This window comes from Levilactobacillus wangkuiensis, from assembly GCF_016861605.1.
GTDB classification, from domain to species: domain Bacteria; phylum Bacillota; class Bacilli; order Lactobacillales; family Lactobacillaceae; genus Levilactobacillus; species Levilactobacillus wangkuiensis.
The window spans coordinates 157,825-179,545 of record NZ_BOLM01000007.1; the positions used below are offsets into that span (position 1 = coordinate 157,825).

31 protein-coding genes are annotated in these 21,721 nt (G+C 48.8%); 2 read left to right on the forward strand and 29 right to left on the reverse strand.

What is annotated here, in order from left to right:
* Positions 1-165 precede the first annotated feature (165 nt).
* Entirely contained in the window at positions 166-1,533 is a 1,368-nt protein-coding gene (locus JUF13_RS07325; RefSeq protein ID WP_203638853.1) for an aspartate kinase, read from the forward strand.
* Between the two features lie 4 nt (positions 1,534-1,537).
* Positions 1,538-2,518, forward strand: a complete 981-nt coding sequence (dapF, locus tag JUF13_RS07330; protein ID WP_203638854.1) for a diaminopimelate epimerase — start codon at positions 1,538-1,540, stop codon at positions 2,516-2,518.
* Between the two features lie 284 nt (positions 2,519-2,802).
* Here the strand turns inward: dapF and JUF13_RS07335 are convergent, their stop codons facing one another.
* The 29 genes from JUF13_RS07335 to JUF13_RS07475 all read right to left on the reverse strand — a co-directional run bounded on the left by JUF13_RS07335 (position 2,803) and on the right by JUF13_RS07475 (position 21,593).
* Positions 2,803-3,231, reverse strand: coding sequence for a hypothetical protein (locus JUF13_RS07335; protein WP_203638855.1), 429 nt, complete (start codon positions 3,229-3,231; stop codon positions 2,803-2,805).
* Positions 3,232-3,360: 129 nt separating this feature from the next.
* The gene (locus tag JUF13_RS07340; RefSeq protein ID WP_203638856.1) at positions 3,361-4,122 is read right to left on the reverse strand and encodes an N-acetylmuramoyl-L-alanine amidase; all 762 of its coding nucleotides are present in this window, start codon (positions 4,120-4,122) and stop codon (positions 3,361-3,363) included.
* Positions 4,122-4,406: a holin gene (locus JUF13_RS07345; protein WP_236002681.1), complete on the reverse strand. Its 285-nt coding sequence runs from the start codon at positions 4,404-4,406 to the stop codon at positions 4,122-4,124. Before JUF13_RS07345 ends, JUF13_RS07340 begins: the two co-directional genes overlap by 1 nt.
* 1 nt (position 4,407) lies before the next feature.
* Positions 4,408-4,596 (reverse strand): hypothetical protein, encoded by a 189-nt coding sequence (locus tag JUF13_RS07350; protein WP_143463176.1) that lies wholly within the window; start codon positions 4,594-4,596, stop codon positions 4,408-4,410.
* 2 nt (positions 4,597-4,598) lie between these two features.
* Positions 4,599-4,994 (reverse strand): hypothetical protein, encoded by a 396-nt coding sequence (locus JUF13_RS07355; protein WP_203638858.1) that lies wholly within the window; start codon positions 4,992-4,994, stop codon positions 4,599-4,601.
* A 14-nt stretch (positions 4,995-5,008) separates the two neighbouring features.
* Positions 5,009-5,149, reverse strand: a complete 141-nt coding sequence (locus tag JUF13_RS07360) for a hypothetical protein (protein ID WP_203638859.1) — start codon at positions 5,147-5,149, stop codon at positions 5,009-5,011.
* A gap of 10 nt (positions 5,150-5,159) precedes the next feature.
* A complete protein-coding gene (locus JUF13_RS07365) occupies positions 5,160-5,588 on the reverse strand; it encodes a hypothetical protein (RefSeq protein ID WP_203638861.1) in 429 nt (142 codons plus the stop codon).
* Between the two features lie 6 nt (positions 5,589-5,594).
* A complete protein-coding gene (locus tag JUF13_RS07370; RefSeq protein WP_203638863.1) occupies positions 5,595-6,029 on the reverse strand; it encodes a hypothetical protein in 435 nt (144 codons plus the stop codon).
* 105 nt (positions 6,030-6,134) lie between these two features.
* Entirely contained in the window at positions 6,135-6,581 is a 447-nt protein-coding gene (locus JUF13_RS07375) for a hypothetical protein (protein ID WP_203638865.1), read from the reverse strand.
* A 93-nt stretch (positions 6,582-6,674) separates the two neighbouring features.
* Positions 6,675-7,112 (reverse strand): hypothetical protein, encoded by a 438-nt coding sequence (locus JUF13_RS07380; protein ID WP_203638866.1) that lies wholly within the window; start codon positions 7,110-7,112, stop codon positions 6,675-6,677.
* A gap of 91 nt (positions 7,113-7,203) precedes the next feature.
* Positions 7,204-7,668: a hypothetical protein gene (locus JUF13_RS07385; protein ID WP_203638868.1), complete on the reverse strand. Its 465-nt coding sequence runs from the start codon at positions 7,666-7,668 to the stop codon at positions 7,204-7,206.
* A gap of 11 nt (positions 7,669-7,679) precedes the next feature.
* Positions 7,680-8,588 carry a hypothetical protein gene (locus JUF13_RS07390; RefSeq protein WP_203638870.1) on the reverse strand — a complete coding sequence of 303 codons (909 nt, stop codon included), beginning with the start codon at positions 8,586-8,588 and terminating at the stop codon, positions 7,680-7,682.
* Positions 8,581-9,216: a putative phage tail protein gene (locus JUF13_RS07395; RefSeq protein ID WP_203638872.1), complete on the reverse strand. Its 636-nt coding sequence runs from the start codon at positions 9,214-9,216 to the stop codon at positions 8,581-8,583. Before JUF13_RS07395 ends, JUF13_RS07390 begins: the two co-directional genes overlap by 8 nt.
* Positions 9,209-10,357 carry a baseplate J/gp47 family protein gene (locus JUF13_RS07400; RefSeq protein ID WP_203638874.1) on the reverse strand — a complete coding sequence of 383 codons (1,149 nt, stop codon included), beginning with the start codon at positions 10,355-10,357 and terminating at the stop codon, positions 9,209-9,211. Before JUF13_RS07400 ends, JUF13_RS07395 begins: the two co-directional genes overlap by 8 nt.
* On the reverse strand, positions 10,347-10,781 hold the full coding sequence (locus JUF13_RS07405; protein ID WP_203638876.1) for a DUF2634 domain-containing protein: 435 nt from the start codon (positions 10,779-10,781) through the stop codon (positions 10,347-10,349). The genes JUF13_RS07400 and JUF13_RS07405 overlap by 11 nt, the downstream gene beginning before the upstream one ends.
* Positions 10,774-11,094 carry a DUF2577 domain-containing protein gene (locus JUF13_RS07410; protein ID WP_203638878.1) on the reverse strand — a complete coding sequence of 107 codons (321 nt, stop codon included), beginning with the start codon at positions 11,092-11,094 and terminating at the stop codon, positions 10,774-10,776. The genes JUF13_RS07405 and JUF13_RS07410 overlap by 8 nt, the downstream gene beginning before the upstream one ends.
* Positions 11,094-12,146, reverse strand: coding sequence for an XkdQ/YqbQ family protein (locus JUF13_RS07415; protein ID WP_203638880.1), 1,053 nt, complete (start codon positions 12,144-12,146; stop codon positions 11,094-11,096). Before JUF13_RS07415 ends, JUF13_RS07410 begins: the two co-directional genes overlap by 1 nt.
* Positions 12,147-12,149: 3 nt before the next feature.
* A complete protein-coding gene (locus tag JUF13_RS07420; RefSeq protein ID WP_203638882.1) occupies positions 12,150-12,851 on the reverse strand; it encodes a hypothetical protein in 702 nt (233 codons plus the stop codon).
* A gap of 1 nt (position 12,852) precedes the next feature.
* On the reverse strand, positions 12,853-15,705 hold the full coding sequence (locus JUF13_RS07425; protein WP_203638884.1) for a tape measure protein: 2,853 nt from the start codon (positions 15,703-15,705) through the stop codon (positions 12,853-12,855).
* A gap of 221 nt (positions 15,706-15,926) precedes the next feature.
* The gene (locus JUF13_RS07430) at positions 15,927-16,343 is read right to left on the reverse strand and encodes a phage tail assembly chaperone (RefSeq protein WP_203638886.1); all 417 of its coding nucleotides are present in this window, start codon (positions 16,341-16,343) and stop codon (positions 15,927-15,929) included.
* Positions 16,344-16,361: 18 nt separating this feature from the next.
* Complete coding sequence (locus tag JUF13_RS07435; protein ID WP_203638904.1) at positions 16,362-16,835, reverse strand: phage tail tube protein; 474 nt, start codon at positions 16,833-16,835, stop codon at positions 16,362-16,364.
* Positions 16,836-16,857: 22 nt separating this feature from the next.
* On the reverse strand, positions 16,858-18,213 hold the full coding sequence (locus tag JUF13_RS07440; protein ID WP_203638888.1) for a phage tail sheath family protein: 1,356 nt from the start codon (positions 18,211-18,213) through the stop codon (positions 16,858-16,860).
* Complete coding sequence (locus tag JUF13_RS07445; protein WP_203638890.1) at positions 18,214-18,399, reverse strand: hypothetical protein; 186 nt, start codon at positions 18,397-18,399, stop codon at positions 18,214-18,216. It lies immediately after the preceding gene.
* Positions 18,399-18,800: a phage tail terminator family protein gene (locus tag JUF13_RS07450; protein WP_203638892.1), complete on the reverse strand. Its 402-nt coding sequence runs from the start codon at positions 18,798-18,800 to the stop codon at positions 18,399-18,401. The genes JUF13_RS07445 and JUF13_RS07450 overlap by 1 nt, the downstream gene beginning before the upstream one ends.
* Positions 18,801-19,211 carry an HK97 gp10 family phage protein gene (locus JUF13_RS07455; RefSeq protein WP_203638894.1) on the reverse strand — a complete coding sequence of 137 codons (411 nt, stop codon included), beginning with the start codon at positions 19,209-19,211 and terminating at the stop codon, positions 18,801-18,803.
* Positions 19,212-19,592 carry a hypothetical protein gene (locus tag JUF13_RS07460; RefSeq protein ID WP_203638896.1) on the reverse strand — a complete coding sequence of 127 codons (381 nt, stop codon included), beginning with the start codon at positions 19,590-19,592 and terminating at the stop codon, positions 19,212-19,214. It abuts the gene before it with no gap.
* The gene (locus tag JUF13_RS07465; RefSeq protein ID WP_203638897.1) at positions 19,589-19,978 is read right to left on the reverse strand and encodes a head-tail connector protein; all 390 of its coding nucleotides are present in this window, start codon (positions 19,976-19,978) and stop codon (positions 19,589-19,591) included. The genes JUF13_RS07460 and JUF13_RS07465 overlap by 4 nt, the downstream gene beginning before the upstream one ends.
* 138 nt (positions 19,979-20,116) lie before the next feature.
* Positions 20,117-21,034 (reverse strand): capsid protein, encoded by a 918-nt coding sequence (locus JUF13_RS07470; protein WP_236002683.1) that lies wholly within the window; start codon positions 21,032-21,034, stop codon positions 20,117-20,119.
* Positions 21,035-21,053: 19 nt separating this feature from the next.
* Positions 21,054-21,593, reverse strand: a complete 540-nt coding sequence (locus tag JUF13_RS07475; RefSeq protein ID WP_203638899.1) for a phage scaffolding protein — start codon at positions 21,591-21,593, stop codon at positions 21,054-21,056.
* Between the last annotated feature and the right edge of the window lie 128 nt (positions 21,594-21,721).

The following is a 21,721-nucleotide window of genomic DNA, read 5'->3' on the forward strand; positions in this document are numbered from 1 at the left end:
ATTAAAACAATTCTCATAATCCGTCAAGCCTTCTGACGTAAATTCACAATGTTTTCTAACTTTACGAACTGGATTCAGAAAGTTTCGCTTGATTTAATCCGGAAAACTGCTAAAGTTGCCATTAAAAATAAATGTGAGTTTCAAACTAACTTTGAGGTGATTTTTGTGAAAGTCGTTAAGTTTGGTGGTAGTTCACTGGCCACCGGCGAACAATTTGATAAGGTCGTTAACATTATTCGAGCGGACCCAGAGCGTCAGGTCATCGTGACCTCGGCCCCCGGCAAACGGACTAAAGGGGACGTCAAAGTGACGGATCTGCTGATTCAATACGCCCAGCAGGTCCTGGCCCAACAGGACTTTTCAACCACGGTGGCGCAGATTACGACTCGCTACCAGGCCATCAGTGACCACTTTGATCTGCCGGCCACAACGCTCCAGACCATCACCCATAAGCTCGGCGCTTTAGCCACGACAACTTTTACGGACGATGACCACCTGATGGCAGCTTTCAAGGCCCACGGTGAACTGCTCAATGCCATTTTACTGGCGGCCGTGTTAAATGAACAAGGCATCCCCGCCAAATTTTTAGACCCCCGCGAGGCCGGTTTTTTGGTCGATGGGGAACCCAATAACGCGGATGTTTTAGACGAAACTTATCTTAATTTGAGTCATCTTTCACTAAGTGGGGCCCGCATCGTGTTCCCCGGCTTCTTCGGCTACAGTCCCAGTGGAGACATCTACACCTTCACCCGCGGTGGTTCCGACATCACGGGTGCCATTTTAAGCCGTGGCTTCAAGGCCGACCTCTACGAAAACTTTACGGACGTCGACGCCATCTACACCGTCGATAATCACATCGTGCCGCACCCCGCCGTCATCTCCAAGATGTCCTACCGAGAAATGCGGGAACTGTCCTACGCCGGCTTCTCCGTCTTCCAAGACGAAGCCATTATCCCAGCCGTTCAGGGCCAGGTCCCGGTTAACGTTAAAAACACCAATAACCCCACGGCGCCGGGCACACTGATTGTGCCGGAACAATTTCTCTTCAATCCGGCCAATCCGATTACCGGGATTGCCTGTTCCGACCGGTTCTCCGCGTTATACCTACACCGTTACCTGTTAAACAAGGAAGTCGGCTTCACCCTGAAGCTGCTCGAAATTTTCCAACGGTACGGGATTTCCTATGAACATATGCCGTCCGGAATCGATGACCTCACAATTATTTTTGACCAGAGTAAATTGGATTCAGCGACCATCAAGGCCCTTTGCCATGACATTCGTGAAACGTTAAAACCCGATTACTTGGAGTGGATCGACGATTACGCCATCATCATGGTCGTCGGTGAAGGTATCGCCCACACCGTCGACACCATGGGCAAGGTGATCGATTCCCTGACCCAGCACGGCATCGCCATTCAAATGATCAACCAGGGGGCCTCACGCATCTCCATCATGATTGGCACCCAGCGTAAGGACGCGGCCGCCGCGGTCCGGCACATCTATGACACCTTTTTCGTAAAAAGTGAGGTATAAATCCATGACAACTTTAATCAAGGCCCACGGGTCCGAAAATCAATTCTTCTTGCTCGACCAAACCACCCTCGTCACGCCCCTAACCGATGCGGAGCTAACGCAACTGGCGATTCGTCTCTGTTCCCCCGTTACGGGCGTCGACAACGGCGCGGACGGGCTCCTGGTCATCAACGACGTCCCCGCCACGGACTGTGCCGGCCAGATGCGCGTCATCAACGCCGATGGCAGCGAAGCCAAGATGTGTGGCAACGGCCTGCGAACCGTGAGCCGATATTTGGCGGAAAAGACGGGCCAAACAGCCTTCAAGGTCGCCACTCTGGAAGCCAATTTACCAGTCCACCAAGCGCCCAGTCTAGCCGCCAACGTCCCGGCATTTAGCGTTCAAATCGCGCCGATCTCCTTGGCCGCGGCCGACCTACCGTTCCACTATCAGGACTTAAGCACCATGGTCGACGTCGACGTGCCAGAGTTCATCCCCGGCCAAACGTTCACGGCCATTGCCGTCCCGAACCCGCACCTGATTAGTTTCGTGGACCACATCGACGCCGCGCAACTCGGCCAGCTGGGGGAACGCCTGAACGCGAAGAACCCTTATTTTCCAGAAGGCGTCAACGTGAGCTTCGCTGAGATTCGGGGCACCAACACCCTCTTCGTCCAAACGTATGAACGTGGCGTCGGCTTCACGAACGCCTGTGGCACGGGCATGTCCGCCACCAGTTTGGCCTTCGCGCAGCTTTACCCCGACCAATTCGACGCGCAACAGGATATCACCGTCTTCAATCCCGGCGGCATGGTCAAGACGCACGTCACACTGGCCCAGTCGGCAGCGGCCAGCCAGCTGCAGCTGATTGGCAACGCCACCTTCACGGCCACCCTCACCATTGCCGAGGCTGACCTCCACCAGGCCAACTTGCAAAACGTGACGCTCGCGACTACGGGCGAAGAAGCCGCCTACCAGGAATTTGTGGCGGCGGTTACGGCTTAAAATAATTTTTTAGACAAAAACACCCAACCTTGCAATCTGGAGGTTGGGTGTTTTTCTGTAAATAAAAAGACGAAACACCGTTAACCAGTGTCTCGCCTAATTTTAATCAGTTAAAAAGTGAAATCTTGCTATTTTTAAATAGCTCTACACCAGGGTTTTAAGCAAAAAAGTGGGCTTTTATTGGGTAAGCCGGGCTAGGCATTTACATAGAATGTATACCACTTCGTTATAGTGAATATTCAAAAGCCACCCTACCCGCAATGGATAGAGTGGCTTTCAGTCTCTCAATAGATCATCTTCACGACTATTCTGGCAGTTTCTATCATCAAAGGAACACTTTCCTCCATTCCATTGTAAGTCATCTTGGTACGCTCACTCTTCGCTTTGCCAGTTGGTAAATACCCCATATCTCCTGTGATGATCATTTGTAGTGCTGTTACATGCTCCATTGCAGTCCGCAAGACAATTTCTAGACCTATATCTGTGTGCTTGTCTGGGTTCCTAATAATACTGATTATCTTTCCAACATTCACACCGTCTCGGTAAGACACGAGCTTGTCGACTGCCCACAATGGTAAATCACGAATTGCTAATTTTCCTCCATCAATTGATTTAATCATAGACAGCGGCAACACCAAATTATCAGTGTCGCCCGCGTGATACAGCTTTAAGATGTTAGCCACTGCTTCTGTAACTTGTTGTTTAGTTCTCATTAACTGACTACCTTTCTTAATCGACCAACACTAACACAGATTGCCCGCTTAGGCGTAGTAAAACGCATAGTTAAGGCCATACAACGAAAAAAAGCCACCCAGTCCATATAGGATTGAGTGGCTTCGTTGTTACTTGAGTTTATTGACGTAGTCCGTGTTGGATGTGATGTAGAGGCTATTTGCCAGCTTGAGACGTGTAATCTTTCCATAGCTAACCACAGAATCAATATCAAAGATGGTCCCCTTCGCAAACTTACGCTCTTTCTTCTTAAACGCTTTGTCACGGTACCGGGTCACATTAGTCTTCGCTTTAACCTGCTTGGCTGCCTTCAAATAGGTGGCCTTCTTTGCCGGTGTGGAAGAAACCCCGCCAACACCGTTCTTCAAGTCCTTGGCAAACTGGCTCTTACTGATGCCCCATTTGCTCAGATACCCATAAGGATCTTGATGGTCCCCCCAGATATTATCTGACACCCACTTATGGGACTTGATACCCGCACCGGACCCGTCCAGCGTCAATGGAATTCCGTACTTATTCGCGTAGTACCGGAGTACCCACACATAGCGCTTGTAAGATTCGTTGAAGCGCTTCTGTGAGTCCACATGCGCCAGTTCGACCTGAAACGGTGAATTGGTATTGGCTACGGTCCCGGCGCCGTATGCGACATAACCTGGCGTCCCTACGATGTAGATTCCCTGGTCATCTACAATGGCGTGCGTGTAGGCTGCTGACCAGTGCCCCTGCATGTAACTGGCTTCGTTCTTGCCGGAGCCGGAGCCCCGATTATTATCATTCCCGGTATCATGAGCAATGATGTACTTGTGCACTGCCTTGCGGTTATCACCAATGTTAGCAGCCAACTCGTAGCTGTGATTAAATGAATATCCCATTACTTGTCGTCCTCCTTCACATTGAAACCTTTGAACCCGTCAAACAAACCAGACGTGAATCCGCCTACCAGTAAGCCCATAACGGCTCCTGACAGGAAGTTATGGTCAGCCGTTACAAATACCGACAACAGACCGACTACTACGCCGACTCCCATCGACAACCATGGCATCCACTGGTTCGGCACCTTCGTCTGCTTCACGGCTTGAGTCAAAACAAAAACGACCAGAGTTGTTAGAGCTAACTCGGCCGCCGTTCCTAGATTGAGTTGCTGGATATAGTCCACGCTACTCACCTCGCTTCTTCAATTTTTCATTCTCTCGTTTGAGTCGGTCATTCTCTCTCTTAAGTCGCTTGATCTCATCATTTTTAGTTGGCGGCTTTCCGGCGTTAATCCGAGCCACCCATACAGGCACGTAGCCAACCGCAATAGCTGAAATTGCAGAGAGAATGGCCGTAAATACCTTGTCGCTCAACTTTAATCATCCCCTGTAAATGCATAGCTCACAATCCGACAAATCACCCCGCCAGTCAGCACGGCCCCCGGACTGATAAGCGCCCCCATCTCCATATCGTGCACCAGGAAGCCCAGAAAGAACGACATCCACACAAAGACTAGGCAGCCAATCATAATCGGCCGGGCATAGAACCAGTGGAAATCCCAGATTGAGTAAACCGCCGTAAACGTCCCAATCACCCCAATTAGGAAGATTGAGACGGGGTCATCTAGGAACCCCAGCATAGTGTGCGCTGGGGGCTTCAAGTCGAAGAAGTTCACTTGGATGATGAAAACGAGCGCGATAGCATAGGTCTCGACGGCGGACCAGAACCAGAACTGATTTTTCTTATAGTGTCGGTATAACTTTTTATCCATAAGAAAAGCACCCCCTATGCCACTGCTGGCTTGTAGTCGGTGCCTGAGATGTCCTTATACTGTTCGTCGGTGATGAAGTCATGTTCCCGGTACCAGTTCAAGTCCGGGGTCAGCATACCCCAACTTGAAAATAATTTGATTGTCGTATAATTCATAATTCTCCTCCTATTCCGCGTCTACGTTCGGAGCTGGTGTCTGAGCAACCATCATCTGAGCTACCTGACCGCCAAGTGCACTAGTGGCCGTCTTAACTTCCGTGACATCTTTTTTAACGCCTTGCACGTCCACAGTTGTTTGAGCCTGGGCCCCACCCAAGACGGCAAGAGTTTGCTTGAGCTGGGTGATAGTCTCCTGAGCTAACTCATTGTTGTGGATGAGATGATCGACGCTTAGGTCAGGCAGCCAATTAGCTGTGCGCTTCATGACGCCGGCCGTGTAAACGTAGTTTTTCCAATACCGCTGTACTGATTCCAGGGTCTCAGGTAACAGGTACAGCACTGTCCATCCCTTAGTTTCTTCACCAGTTGGTTGCGCCAAGGGCACCCCACTATCGGGATCCAGGTTCCAATAGGTCTTAATCGTTTTTTCTTCCATTGTTCATCACTCCTTAACTAGCTTGTCATAATAAATCTTTACAAACGGGCCTCCATCTTGGCCAACTGATGAGACCGTATAGCCAGCCCCATATCCATTTCCATTATTTGCATTAGTATACAACCTCGCGCCATCTAAAAGACTTACCGTCTGTGTGGAAATAAAAGTGTCCCGAGCAATCACAAAACTACACTTAGTGATTTTTGATACCATATTGGATAGATCAATAAACACTGTCTTAGCACCTAAATCTGATTGGGTCTTTCCACCAATAGTTGCTTCGATATATCTCTCTTCTCTGTGAATCCGATACAACATCGTATAACTTGTAAAAAAGTCACTGGAACCTGTTAGTATCTGCCACTCATTTTCTTGGTCATATAACACTTGTCCGCCAATCAGCACCTTCGTAACCTTTTGATTGCCAATACGCATTTCCATTAGGCTACACCTCCTGCAAGAGGTGTACCCCAATTAGTTAGTGAAAGTCTGGAGGGTTCCCCCCCCCCGAATTTTATCGTAGCTTGTGAATTTAATGTTCATGTTTTAGTCCTCCTTGATTACGTTGAATTGATAGCCCCAAATTGTTCCATTTTTAAGATAAAGACTTCTGATTGATCCGTTGATAGTAGACTGACCATAATTTCCAAATTTAACGTACAATTTATTTCCGTTGTAAGTGGCCTCACAACTACCATCCACGTTGGAAGACATACTGATGGTCTTCGGATTGTTATCTCCAAATCGAAACCCTTTAGGTAACTCCAACATGAGTCTATCCGTTACAGCAGAACCATTTGATATGCTTATATAGCCCCCGTCAACTACAAAGTAACCGGTATTTGTTCCTGGTTCAAACATCATAAGCGTATTCAATCCAATACCAAACGGGCAGTGAAACCAAGTGTTGGCATAATCGGGTTGCTCCCAGATAACCTTATTTCCAATCAATACTTTCACTAATTTGTCCTTACCAATACTTACTTGGGTCATACTCGCTCACCGCCCATCAAGGCAGTAGAACCAGTATTTAAGAGGTGGGTTCTACCCCCCCCGATAATTTAACAATATTAATTAGTTTCATACTTACTCAATCCTCTCTAGTTGAATACCGACCGGAGAACCAATACCAACAAAGAATTCTTGCCTCGACAATACATACGCCACATCGTCCTGCATCATCACAGCTGCTTCCGTTCCAGAATCGTTAATGACGAATTTTCCAAGCCGATAATCTGATGCACCATAATTACCACTAACCTTATTAGAAGTATCAGTCTTTGTACCGGTAGAAACGAACTTTGAAAAAATAAATCCATCAGGAGGTACTATCTTGCAATACATCGATTGTGTACTGACAATTCCAGTTAACGATAAAATCCCATGGGATAAATTACTTAGCATCACTCCGCCAGTCATACTTCGTACACCATCATATTTTTGCCAAATATCATCAACCGAAAGAAATAAGTTTCCACCAGCAATAATTTTCTTAACTTTTTTGTCACCTACTAAGACTGTCATAGGGCACCACCCACAATCTGGTGGCTCAGCGGGGTATTTCTACCCCCCCCCATGATAAATAGGGTTAACTTGTTATTCATAACGCTACCTCCTACACTTTTTCAATACCAATTATTGCTGGACTTGAGTCACTCGTATCCATAGTTGTATATCCCAAACAAAAGTTGAACATAAATGTCTGGTATGATGGCGCCACTGGCGCACTACTCCCTGTAAAAAAGAGTGCACCACTCGCGACTTCCGGAATAAAAACCGCTTGGTTTGCACCATAAATACCTGCTGAATGCAAATATCTAGTATCGTTTGTCCCCGGTGACTTCCAATTGAAACTAGTAAACGCATATTCTTTTGGTGGATTTAGAATACAAAATTTCTTAGTCTTATACAGAAAAGAACAGTTTCCCAATAAGCTTGCTGTTCCATCTTCGTTATCCCTGAAAAATACTAATCCATTCACACCATCAGGCAGCTCCAACGGAATCCAACCACCAGAATCTCGGTAGACTACCTCACCACCAACTAACACTTTCCTAACTCGCTTATTACCAACTTGCATCCTTCCGCCTCCTAGCTAGTTGTCTCACTGGTATCAGTGGCCGGGTCCTCAACAACGAAAATAACTGCGCTGTCATGGGTATCACCAAAACTCTGATAATCATCCGACTCGTGGAACACTTTGGCACCGAGCACTTCTAGATCCTTATCAATCGTCAAATCACCAGCGTCATAGTTGGTCGCCTCGGCCGTCCCATTTTCACGCCGTTGCACCACATGGCTCTTATCAGCTGGATTGATGGTTACATTGTCCCCATAGGTGATGGAGCTGTCACCATTATCCCGAACGTAGCCCTTATCAGCCGTTTCCTTAGCCACATAAGGACTATCATTCGCATTAACCGGGTCCTGCGTGTATTTCCACAGTGCTGCCACCGTTGCATCCTTGTCCGAGTACATTAAGCTCTCTGGCAAGATTACCTTATGTTCTTCAATGGCCCTGTCGACATACTCACGGCTCGCTAAGCCTGTGGGTGTGATGTTGACCGTGACGTTAGCTACATCCCCAACAATCACGTAGATGGTCGACGTGAAGCGGAACCAGACTTTATCCGCATAATCCGGCATAAGCTCCGGCGTCTCAGCAGTGATAACCGCGTAGAGCTGTTCCTTATCTTCCCCATCCTTTGTGGCATACAGTCCAATAGCTTGAATAAGGTAGCTTTCATCTAATTTCTCATTGACGAATTGGACCTCTGTCCCCGTTACTGCGGCGTTCCCATCAATCGGCTTTACTTGGTCAACAATATCTGCTGACTGAACTTCATTTGGCAGAGCCTCCAGACTGTCCAAATCAACTCCACTAAGATTATCAGCCGTGGAGGCCGCACGAGTAATCTCAAACTTAGCCTTACCGTTAGCTGCCAAACTGGCCAGTAGCTTCCCAGCCATCGTCAGTTTTGACTTATTATATTTACTCATTCAAATTCTCCCCTCCTTCTCTTACCATGGTTGCGACAGCCACATCAGGCTTAATTGCGCCCGCATACAGCTCCTGAGTCGTATCCGTAGCTGCGTCCAGGTCAGGCATGACCACCGTCGCAACAGCCACGTTTTGAATAGCTCCCAGATAGAAGTCTAGCTGAGTCTCAACCGCCGTCTGTGTCCGAATCTGATAGGTCATGTTTACTGGTAAATAGACGTTCAGCAAGTACCGTAGCCGCTTGATTTGCTCCGGCGTGATGTCGTGAGCCTCACTCATCGTGTCAACGTGACTCCTGATGTGGTCCACGTCTACCACCGCAGAAATATCCAGTGACTGAATCAGCTCCTGAAAATATCGGATAGTGATTGGCCGGGGCGGCAAAATTCGCATAAGCACATCATACTGGCGGGACTCTAGTGACTTGGTGTAATCGGTTGGAATCCCTAGCTGATACTCAAAGAGTGCTAAGCCCTCGGAATCAGCCTGCATGACAAACTGATTCATCAGCAGTCTTTCCTCCGAATCACCGAACCGGTCACCCATCTTTTGCTCAACTTCCATAAGACGTTGCATCTCACGCACACCGTCGTAGTAGCTAGGCAGATAGTCCTTTAAGTTAAGCATTAAGCGTCACCTCGCCAACCACTGGAAGTTCGGAAGTATCGTTCGTAAAGGTCATCTTCACATCACTATCGGACCCGTTAAGAACTGGTAGCGTAGCATTGATGACCCCTTCGACCTTCATAATCTCTGTCAGAATCTGTGACCGGTAGACCGTGAGCGAGTACCCCCGGCCTGTCACCTTGTCGATGTCATCCCACGCCTCGCGACGTTGGACAAAATAGCTCTCGATACCTGCTTCAATTGCCGTCTTCAGGCCATCCACCGTAGTAGACGTGTCCGGCGTGATACTCGTCTCGATACTAATCGGCACCTCTGTGGGCGCAACCACCGTCACCAGATGGTCGATAGGCGCTAGACCGTATCCCTGACCTTCTGTGTCCGGTGGGTCAATCTGTTCTTTGACTTGCTTGACTAACTCAGGACTAGCGGCCCTTTTAGAGTTGTTCAGGATGACCAGCTCGACTGTTCCGCCGCCCTGCCATGCTGGATAGACCTGACCGGCACCCACAGAATCAATCTTGCTGAGCATGTCCATGTAGTCGGCCACGTTCCCACCATAAGCATTGTAGGCATCCGGTGAGAGCAAGCGGTCCCGGAAATGGTCGTCGGTTTCGTCGTCCTTCGCCGGCACGTCCACAGAAAGGATTTCCGCCCAACTCAGCGCATCGTTCGGTGTGACCGGGAGAATCTGTCCGAGATAGCCGTTGGCCCGCGTACCGGTCTCCTCAGCAACAAGCAGCCCAGTTAAGTCTTCGTTGACCTCCAGAACGTGGTAGAAGATAGGTTCTTCACCTACACTTGCGAACTGGTCGCCAACCTCAACATTGCTGACTGGAACACCCTTTGAGTCTAAGAACTCGGCGCTAACTTGCGCCGCGGTGGCAGTCTGACGCGCCAGCCCTCTCTCTGGTCCTCGGTAGTCCAAAAACTCGCCTGGGGCCGTCTGTGTGTACGTGGCACGCACGATATTTGCCATGTTCAGCGATTGCTCAGCCATCAGTGTAGCGGCCGGGGCCATCGCGTCGTAAATGATTGACCCTTGTCGCTTGTCTACGCCATCGGACACTTCATCAAGCATGGAATCCATGAAGTAATCGAAGTCATGAGACTCTAGTTCTGCAATCAGTGTTTCAGGATTCACTAAGTGTCACCTCACTATCAATTGGGATGGTGCCGAAGATGGTCTCACAGGACCCGGCGACTCGTAGCGTAGTGGCGTCGACCCGCTCAGTCTCATCAATCGACACATCAGTGACCCGGTCGTCGGCCTCCAAAGCTTCAGTCAGCATTCGGTCGATTTCAACTTCTGCGTAGTCAAAATCCTTGCCAATTAGTTCTTCGAAGTCATTACCGTACTGATCATCGTAAATGGGATAGACAAAACGTTCCGTTTGAAGAATCTTGTCCACAGCTTGTACCATAGCAGCCTGTCCATCGACCATTGAGATGATTCGACCATCCCGGACTAGGTACGTGTAGCTGGAAAGTGTCTCCTCCTCAACCTCGTCTTCGACCTCATCAACCACGTCCTCGGTCTCAACTTCTTCTAGTTCATCGTCATTCATCTTCGTCACCTCCCGTCTTCTCTAGTACATAAAATTGTTGGCCACCATCCTGGCGAATCATTGTGACTCCGTCGCCCTTTTTGAGAGCCCCCAGAATAGTGACCGTCTTCTCTTCGCCATCAAGCTTCACCTTCACCTTATGGTCGGTGACCGATTCACTAAGATTCAAAAATGCTTCGGTAAGTGTCATCTGGTTTGAAATTTGAATGGCCAGTGGGTCTTCAGTAACGACCGTGCCAAACACGATGTCTGAATACTCGCTATCCGGACCGCCACGGCTGGCCCACCAATTCAACATTGTCTCTCCCGCCATTAGATTCTCACCTTCATTTCAAGCTCGGCCGTATGACTGGTAGTCCCAAAAGTATGGGTGGCCTTCGTAATCAGCAAATACTTGCTGCCTAAGCCAATATCTTTCAAGCTTTTCACCTTCACCAAAGCTTCATTGCCCGGCACCATCGACAAGGTAGCCAGCGTCGTCAGCTTTAAAGTGTAGGTCTGTTTATTCTTAGACTTAAGAATATCCTTGGCCTTCTGCTTCATTTGCGCCGCGTTGGCCTTGTCCTTGGCTTTCTCGACAATCTGTAACTTACCCCAGCGGTCAACCGAGTTGCCGGCGGCCGTGACAGTCTTCAGTCTGGTGTTGGCTACGTCAGCAGCCTTCTTCTGGGCCGCAGTCTGTTTCTTGGCTTTGGCCGTGGATGAGGACTTCTGCTTCTTTTTCTTGTCAGTTCGGACTACCCGGACGACATTAGCAGCCTCATCAATACTCTTACTTAAGGAAAAACCGGTCAGCTGCGACCTGTCACCAATAATATTCTTGAGCTTCTTGTACGGCGAGCGACGCAACTCAACGGTTCCATAATTGTCATGCAGAAAATACCGGTGTCCCGTAGCCAGCCGCGTCGACTTGAATGAAGCTTTCAGCATATCGAAATAGCTCTTACTGTCGGCAACCTCAGCAACTAGCTTGTGAGTCGACTTGTCCACCACCTTATGCTTCACGCCGGCTAGTTTCGCCACCTTAGTGAAACGTTGCGAGATAGTCGACACCGGCCAGATAAGCGAGTCCTGGTTTTTAAAGTATCGAAGGCTGTCGTAGGCCGTCACACTGAAAACTTCGGACTCATCGTAATCGACCTTGAAGACTTTGCCTTTGAAGACGTGATCATGGTCCCAGTTGAACCAGATTACATCCCCGTTCTTAGGCGTGTACCCTTCGTCAACTTCAACCAGGCCAAAAGTCAGCTGACCGGCTGAGAAGTCGATGTCAGTCGTCCACTTGATATCAGTCTTTAAAATCTCACGTAGGTCCCACTTGGTCTTACTCCCCGGCGTCTGCGATTGAAAAAAAGTTACTGCCATCACCTACACCGCCTTTACTGCTGACTTAGATACCCAGCCGCGAGCTCCGCCACTAAGCGTAGTGACGTGATAGGGGTACTTGGCACCCTTAGCAATCAACGAGATTTTTCGGGTGGCGTTCCGTTCTGTCATCCCGGGGCCGCTGCCATTCGAGCCAGCATGGAGCCGGCCATTCACGACAACCTTAGAACCCCGTCCCACCTTACCGGGTGGGGCCGAGCGAGACTTGCCCTTCTTAGCGACCTTGGACTTTTTCTTCTTTTTGCTAGTCTTGACCTTCTTAGCTTTATGGGGCTTTTTCTCAGTCAATTTAAGCGTGTAGATATACTCATTAGAGTTGCCGCCTGTCATACCATACTGGAATTCGGACATAGTCCCCTTAAAGCTAATCTTAGTTTTAGTAACCACCAGTCGGACCTGCTTCTTAGACTTATACATCTTATTGAGCTTATCCAGATAAGTTTGACCTTTGGCATAAGGCTTTGAAACGCTGAGATAATGAGCTTCTTTCGGCTTGACCGGAATTGTACTTTTAATCTCGATGCTCTTAATCTTCTCATCACCAGTAAGGTTGATTTGTCCCAACTTAATCACCGAAACGGTGGAGTCCTCGGTGCCTCCACCAATCAGAATCTCTTCTGGATTGAGCGGTAGTGCAAACGTCTTATTCTTACTGTCAGTTAGTTTGAATTGCATGCCAGCCATGCTAACCCCTCCGTTCCTTCAAATTGATTAAGTGAGATTCTAGTGCCGCGGCGATGCGCTCACCGTCGTAGTCGGCGTTACCAGTGCTTTGAATCTGGATGGCACCGGCGGCAAACGTGACATGAGTCCCGCCGTTTCGCTGATTACTGTTGGTGGTAGTGGCGTTGGTTGTACTAGAGCCTGATGCCACTCCTCGGACAAAGGGAGAATGACTAGGAGTCGATGCGTTAGGGTTGAATTCCGGCATCGTTGCCCCTCGTGCTCCACCCACAGCAGAGTGCGCCATGGTGGCCCCGGCACCCGCAACTAATGAACTCGTCCCGTTCATACCGACTGCCATCCCTTGACCCATATAGTCCCCAATCTCAGCGAACACACGGGAAGGCGAGTGAATCTTAGCAGCGGCCCGAGCCGCACGGTCAGCTTGAGCGACCAGTGCGTTAGCAGCAGCGGCAACGGCCCCGACTTGGGAACGCATACCACCAGCTAGCCCAGCACCAATCATGGCTCCGGCTGAGCGCATGGCCCCGGCGCCCGCTCTAGCAGCACCCACCGCTTGTGCGATTGAACTTCGTACAGCAGCAGAGATACCAGCACCGCCTTGACGGGCAGCGGCCGCCGCACCTCGCATACCAGACGCAACCGCTGAAACAACACCAGCCATCGAGGGACGCATAACGTGTGGCGCAGCGATAGTCGGCATAGTTGGTTTAGTTGGCGTTGGAATCTTAGGTGTAGCCACTTTGACGTGAAGAGTTGGCATAGAAGCCGGCCGCGTCGGAGTAGGAATCTTCGGCGTAGCGACTTTGACATGAAGAGTCTGACCTTTAGGCATTGTCGGTGTTGGTACCTTAGGCGTTTCCACTTTAGGCTTGATGGTTGTAGATGCCGCCTTTGACTTAATCTGTTGGAAAGGATCAGCCGTGGAAGATGTATCTGCTTGAACCTTAGCCTTGATTGGATTAGCCGAAGCCTGTGACTGCAACTGTTTCAACGGATTGCCGACGCCAGTAGTATCCACCTGAGCCTTCGTTTTGACTGGGTGGGAGTCAGCTTGTGCCTGAATCGTTGCAAAAGGATTGGCCCCAGCCTGAATCTCAGGTTTAACGTTTACCTTTGCCGTTTTACCAGCGGTCATTTGATCCATCTGAGAAAATACATTAGATGTATCCAACTTGGGCTTAACCTGAATATTACTTAACTGACTCTTTGTGCTACTTGCCTTTGATCCAAGCTGGTCCAGAGAGGACAGCACTTGGCTGGTAGCAGACTTATCACCGATGTGGCTTAGCGCATCGCCAATTCCACTAATGCTATTCTTCGCCTTAGACAAAGAACTGGCTGCACCGCTAAAGTCTCCCGTCATGGCCTGATGAAGTGCTTGCATCCCTTGTACAATAGCCATAACAGCATGAACAACAGCCGCTCCAACACTTACGACAATTCTTAAAGCATCAGCAAGTGCGGCGAATGCAACTGCAATGCTTACAATGACACCGACCCCAATCATTCCTAATGCCTGTCCCAACATTGGTAACAGTACGTTGGCAACTGGTGCTAGCGCCGACTTCAACTCATCAAACGCACTGACTAGTGGAGCAAAGATGCTCCCCATATTGCCGAAAACGCTACTCATGAAGTCCCTAATTCCAGCAAAGTTTGTCTGCCAAGCATAAACAGCAGCCACAACAGCAACTGTTACCACAGCTAAAGCGATTATGATTGGGGTTCCAAGCGCGCCGAACGCGCTGCCAATGGTACTAAACACCGAAACTATTTGTGCCGGCATTGCCTGAATCTTAGTGACAAAATTTATTAGGCCCATGCCAGCCGCCTCAGCTCCGGCAGAAACACTAGTCAAAATGCTTGAAATAGCTGAAATACCAGCAAATGCTCCAACAGCCGCTATTACATATGGCGCTACCATCTTCAACGGTTGTAAACCGGCCATAATCTTCGGACCTAATCCCAAAAGGCCATCAGCTAAGCCATCAAAATTGACATTGCCAATTTTATCGGTAATCCCGCTGATAGCATTGATACCGACTTTGCTGACCTTATCGAATGCCGGCTGCATTTTGTTGGCCAACGTTTCTTTAAGACCATCCATCGCTTGACCAACCGTCTTGTACTGGGTCGCCATTTTACTAAAGTTCTTGTTAGTACCAGTCTTAGCAATAGCCGCAAAGAAATCGTTGGTCTTAACCTTACCGTCCTGAACATCCTTAACCAGCTGACCAGTGCTTCGGTGCATAGTCTTGGCCACAGCGGCCATCCCAGCGGGAGTTTGCTCCATCATGAGCTTAAAGTCTTGCCATTGAATCTTAGGTTTAGCAGCGGCTTGCGTAGCCTGTTGACTTAAAGTCTTCATGGCCTGTTGTGGGTCTGAAGAAGCGGACGCAAGGCCACCAAACCCTTTAACTAATGACTTTGTGTCCTTCGTACCAACAGCGGCTAACTGGCTATAGGTGGATGCCATATCGGACGCCGAATAGATGGTCTGCTGAGCGAACTTTTGCAAATCGCCCCGTGTGGAAGCAATCTGCTTAGGACTCTGGCCAATCATTTTCATGTTGCCGTTAAATGTTTGCCATGCACGACTAGACTCATCGAGTTCACCATACATACTACGAACACCATTACCAATTGCACCCATAGCCTTCGTGACTCCAGCACCAATAACGTTAGCCCCTAAGAACTGTTTAAACATACCGCCGCCACTGCTTGACGCAGAGGTATTGCTTTTAAGTTTATTCATTGCCGTTGCGCTACTACCTAAACCCGACTTCAATTTATTTAGCGCTCCACTAAAGGCGTCATTAATTTTAATCGTTGCGCTAACAGTCCCTGCCATTTATTCCCCTCCTTTCTATGAAAATAGGCCAGATCACTACGACCTGGCCTTCCGTTCCATTTTCTTCTGTTGCTTCTTCTCTTCTTCGATTCGGTTATCAATTCCGGCTATGACTAAAGCTTTTTCATCCACGTCCAGATTGGCCCACTGCGCTGGCAGCCAGCCAAATTCAAACATGGCGTAGTGGTAATACCACAGCTCTGCGCCACGACCAGACTTAATTAGTTTTTTGCAGCTTCCATCTTGTCATCCAAGGCTTCATCTGCACCGGACAGCTTATTAACTTCTTGTACCAACGCCGTGAATTCACCAATGGATAGCATTTTCTTTAACGTCCCATAAGGATCCGCAAGCGTACCATAGAACTTCTGTAAGTCCTCAGAATCTAAGTCAGGTTGAACCACTGAGGTAAGAAGTAAGTCCTTAGCATACTCATCCTGATCCATGTTTTGAACAACTTGTCCGGACCGTGTCTTGGTAACCTTAGTCACTGACTTTTGCAGTCGTTCATTTTCTTCATTCGTAATCTCACGAATGACAAATGGGGCCGAGAAGCCCTTGAACTTCACTTCCTTGGTCGCCATTTCTCGCTTTCGTAAAAAATCTTTAACTGATACTTGCGTCTTTGCTTCTGCCATGTCAGTGGCCTCCTATTGTTAGTCTTCGAATCCGGTAAATGGTTGCAACAGCTGAGAATCTTCAAACGTAAAGTCCGTCTCAAACTCCATGACGCCATCGTCTGCTTCAAAATCGGCGATTGGAATATCGTCCAAGTTGACATTAAGCAGCTGAATACTTTGTTTCCCAGCGGCAGACGTTGGGTCTTCAATGTCCATAATGACTTCAAAATAAAGGTCCTTGCCACCACGAACGTATGGCATCGCATACTTCATCCAGTTTGACGCGACAAGGTATCCGCCTAGAGAGCCGGTACCTTCCACACCAGTAACCTTCTTACGCTTAATACGTGAGCCGAGCGTCTGAACGTCTTCCTTGTTCTTTTCCCACTTTGCTGAGAATTTATTGCACTCAATCATGTTTCGGACTTTGCCATTAATCTTAGTGTAGATTCGTGCATCTTTGGTAGAGATAGTGTCTCGGCCATTTAAGACTTGCGCGAGCGTTTTAATTTCACTCATTTATAATTCCCTCCTATCCAACATTAATCGTCATGTACAGCTTCTCCATTGAGTCAATCGGAGTAATCCCCAAAGTAACCACGATTGCATCGGCATCAGTACCTGGATCAACCGTAATGTCTTCTGGGTCGAATGCTTGAATGACTCGTGCATCCGCAAGGCCTTGCAAATAAGTGGCCCGGTCAGCCTTGAACAGGCCCCGGCCGGTAGCATCATTCCCAACCTTACCGATGAAACTATCCTCAAAGGATTCAGACGTATTCATTGCAATGGTGTCCAACGTCCGCATAGTCCGGTTCTTCTGGAAGCTCTTAGGCTTGTCGTCTGTCACCGTCAGCAACGAATTAATGTCCTGTTCAACCACCACGGTTCCATCGCGCCGGGTGGTGAAAACAACTTGCCCAGCGTTAAGGGCTGTGATAGTCTGCTCGTTCGTCCGTTTGGGACTAGCAGCCACTGCGTCAGGATAAGCGGTATAAGTGAGCGAGGTCGCTTCGTCAGCCGCTGAGGAAGCCCCAGCAAACCAGCCAGCCGCCTGAGTAGTCGTAAGCACAGTACCATCAGTCAGTTCAACACCATTGTTGACCACTGACACACCTTCGTAATCGTACTTAGTGCCGCCTTCTTGACCTGGAACCACTGCACGAATCTTGTAGCCCTCGTCCTCCCGAAGTCGCTTCGTTGCGGCCGCTACCAGGCCGTGGATGTCATTGTCCACAGCAAAGCCGGCAGTCGTAACCACATTGTAGTTCTCCGTCCCCATGACATCGTTCAGCACGTCCGTCACGTCGGTTGGCTTGGTAGTCCCACCAACTAATGGGTAGGTTGTGGTAGCAGACAAGGCGTCTAACTTTTCGGCTGCTCCTTCTGCGGTAAATGCGACATCCACATAGGCGTTAGCCTCCAGGCCTGCAGCATTGGTAGTCCGGAGGGATTGCTCGTTGACTACTTCAGTACCGAAAAGGGTCGTGATAGTCACCAGAGTGGTGTCTGCTGGATCCTTTTCGACTGAGATAGTCAGGTCGTTCCCTTTAGTTCCAGCATACTTAGCTGTGAAGGCCCATGGTAAGGCTTCGGGAGCTACCGTGGCCTTCTCACCACTGTTGGTATTCAAAAAGAGCACCGTAAGTGCTCCCTTTAGCGTTTCTTTTAAAGTTACCAGCTTGTCTAGGGTAGTCCCCAGAACAGCTTTAAAATCCGTCCCTGCATCGACTTCCGTAACGCCGTTAGCGCCCCAATTCAACTTCTCTGAGTTGATTAAGAGTGTTCGGCCCAGCGTCGTATCAGGCTTGGCTTGGGCAACTCCCTTGGTATTGATATAGGCACCAGGGCGCCGCTTGTTTTGCGTGGTCCATGTTCCTCCAGCCATTTAAATTCCTCCTTTAGTATTCCGAATGATTTTCTTTGCCTCATCCAGTGAGTAGAGCACCTTATCATCAAGCTTGAGTGAGAGAATATCCCGCTCAATTGGCTTGAATCCGGCACTTTTCACCAGTGAGGCCTTGCTATACTTTGCGGCCGTTTTGGCCGTTGCTTTCTTAGTTCGAGTAGCCATTACTTCACCCTTTCCGTTTGGTCCATCTTCTGTAGTTTCGTACCATCTTCCACAGGATGGGTCCAGAGCACAACGTTAAAATCTATTGTCAGTGTCCCATCTACCCGGCCGAAGTTACGGTCCCGAATGTGAGCGAACTCAGGAAGCGTCAGGAACTGATCCAACAACAATTGCTCCATTCTCTCCATATCTGCGTTCGGTTTATTCGGGGTCGGAAAGTAAACGACTTGGTAGCCATGCGTTCGCTTCTGGCGGCCAAACAATTCTGGTTGGCCCCGGCTTCCAACCGCTGACACATAAAAAGACGGTTCCTTAAACCCGCCTTTCTGATTCTCGCGATAGATCGGAACATCAGGGACAATGGTTCCCAGTAACTGGCCGATACGTTCAATAATATTCATCTATAGTAGCCCCTCCATGGCACTCATGAAACCGGGCGTCAACAAGCCTGGTAGTTCACCCGAAATGGCTTCCACAGTATCACGGAGCATGAATCGACCTTCGACCCAGCCACCTCCGCCGCGAGTACGGTGACCGTTCTCAATGAACGGCGCGTATTCGACGTTGTTGGACAGTTGAAGTGAGATAACGGTCCCACCGATAAACGGGCCTCCAATGGTCCATCCCCGTCGCAAGTTACCGGTATCAACGGGTGTAGTGTTGCTGACACGTCGTTGTGCCTGAACGCCCACCCGTTTAAGTGAATGTTGAAGCTCAGTCTTAAGGTGAGTCGGATTGGCAACTTTGGCTTGAACTTCTTTAGCCCAAGCTTGAAACTCGTCATCATCGACATCGACGGTAAAGAATGCCATCTACTCCACCTCCTCAGTCGCTTTCTCATCCCTGACCATCGCTACTTCTTGATGGCTCACATACCCGGCATATCCTTTGCTGGCGCGCTTATAGTGTGTAACCTGACCATTTATATCAGTCACATCTATGTCAACACCAGCAGGGATTTTTAGGCCATTTCGGATGAGTAGTTTGGCGTCGTAAGCATCCGTCCCGAAAAACGTCTGATCACTAGCCTTGAGTCCCTTAAGAATCACCTTGGCCGGTTCATTCTCAACGATGGTCACAGGCACAGTATCAGTGAAGGCACCGTCCTTAACCGTCTTGACACCGGTGATGGTCGCTCGGTCAAACCACAGCTTAGTGAGTTGGCTGCCCATCTTACTAAATACAGCTTTCATCGCTTCACCACCCGAAATGAATTGAGCTGAGCGGTGTAGTTATCAGTCAATGAATTCACCGACTGTGACTCTGCATACACCTCACCAACCGACTTAAAAGTTACGGACGTGTCACCTTCGCTGAGTGTCTTAACGTCTCCATCTCGGTCAGCAATTGGTGTGAGTAGCTGATGAGTTGCTAGAAACTGCTGGCATAAGCCCACCAAAACTGTGTCAAGCTCAACAGGAAGCCCCGTAACATGCAAGTGCGTGTAGTTGGCTACGTCCTGAGCCACTTTGTCGAAAGCAAACTCCAGCATGACCTGATAGCTAGGATTGCTCCCATCATCAGGGTTAAGCAGATTGAGTTGTTTCAATAGTTCGTCTCGCCGTGGATGCTTATCCATGTGGATTCCCCCTTTAGTCCGCCGGTACCAGCGCTAACAGGTCAGCCTTCAAGGTTACCCCATCATGGCTGATACCGTTAGCGTCAAGCCAGGCAGTAATCTCAGCTACCGTACTGGCACTGGTCGGTTTGTCGGGGGCTACGCTTTTGGGGCCGCTACCTTATCAGACGTAACGAACTCGATACCTTTCGTCTTAGTCTTGAGTAACAACACATCATCGTAAGATTGTTCGTAGTACAGGTAGTTACCACTGTTAGCGGCACTAGGTGCGTCAAACCCAACAAAGCTGTACTTTTGTGGGGCAATCTGAACACCGTTGTAGATTAAGAACATCTCGATTTGCTTAGCGTCATCCACTGCCTTAGAGCCAACACTGAAGTCAAATGCCGTTTGCATTAAGTCTGATGGCACCACGACAATAGTCACATCATCAATGCTGTAGACCGTACGTTGGACATTGTTAGGGTCCTTAAGACTAAGCTCGCGGTTCATAGCCTCGGCGCGCTTAAGAATTGCGTTGTTCTTAGGCGTCAGGTACAATACCCGGTTGTTTTGCGGAATCCGTTGCTCATCGAAATTGACCATCATGTCATCGAAGGCCGTCAGGATGTTCTTTTCGTCCAGCGTGTCAGTGTGTAAACCGCCATCAGCCGCTGCTACCTTTTGCTGATAAAGCTTTGAGAACATTTCACGATCCATTTCAGGCATCTTTTCATCGAGGTTGAACTGCTTGGTGATATTTGCAATCGAAATCACCATGTTAGATTCATCTACGTCTGAAGGATCTACTAGTGTTGACCAGTAACGTTCATTGGTCAGTTCGTATGAATCCCAGTCGTTGGAATAGTTGGCACTAGGTTGCGTAATTGTCCGGCGTTTCCGATCTCGGCGCCCTTCATCAATCTTTAAAACTGGTACTTTAATGTGCTTGGCACCATCGAACTTGATAGTGCTGTTAGATGGGGAGTTCCACAGGTTGGCTGAGAATAGATGCCCATCATAGAATGCTTGCTGAATAGCCTGTTGGTAGGCGTCAGCGTAATTAATTGTTGCCATAGATTATTCCTTCTTTCTTTTATTTAAATGCATCGACTAAGGTTTGAACTTGGTCAGAATCATCAGAACCATTGCCACCGGCCGGATCATAGTTGACTTGCTTGCCGCCATCAAACAAATACCCATCTGACTTACGGAGGGCACTAAGCTGGTCATCTAAGCCTTCTAGCTTACCTTCGTCAGTGAGCTTGACCTTATCCATATCGAGCAAGCCTTCAATAGCCTTAGGGTTACGTACCTTAGCACCCGTCAGTGCAGTGCTAAGTGCCCCGTTCAACTTGGTTTGGCTCAATTGCTGGGTCAAAGTTTCAGTGTCTGTCTTGTACTTATCTTGGAGGTCGGTCAGCTGCTTAGAAAGGCCTTCATTGTCGCCCGCATCCTTCTTAAGTGACTTAATGTCCTTGTCACGGTCGGCAATCTGCGCCTTGAGGCTCTCAGTTTCAGTGGTTAGTTCTGTCAGTTGTGACTTTGAGGCTTCCACATCCTTGCCATGCTCAGCCATGATGGCGTTGATCTGTTCTTCTGATAATTCCAAGCCCTTTAAAAATTCTCGTTTCATTTCAAACATCCCTCTCTCGCTATTTTTACGTGGGGCGGCCACATTCGAGGCAAAACAAAAATACTAAGCTTAGAGGCATAAGAGTTATCCGACGGGATGCTCTTATGCCTCTATTACTTTATAGTGGT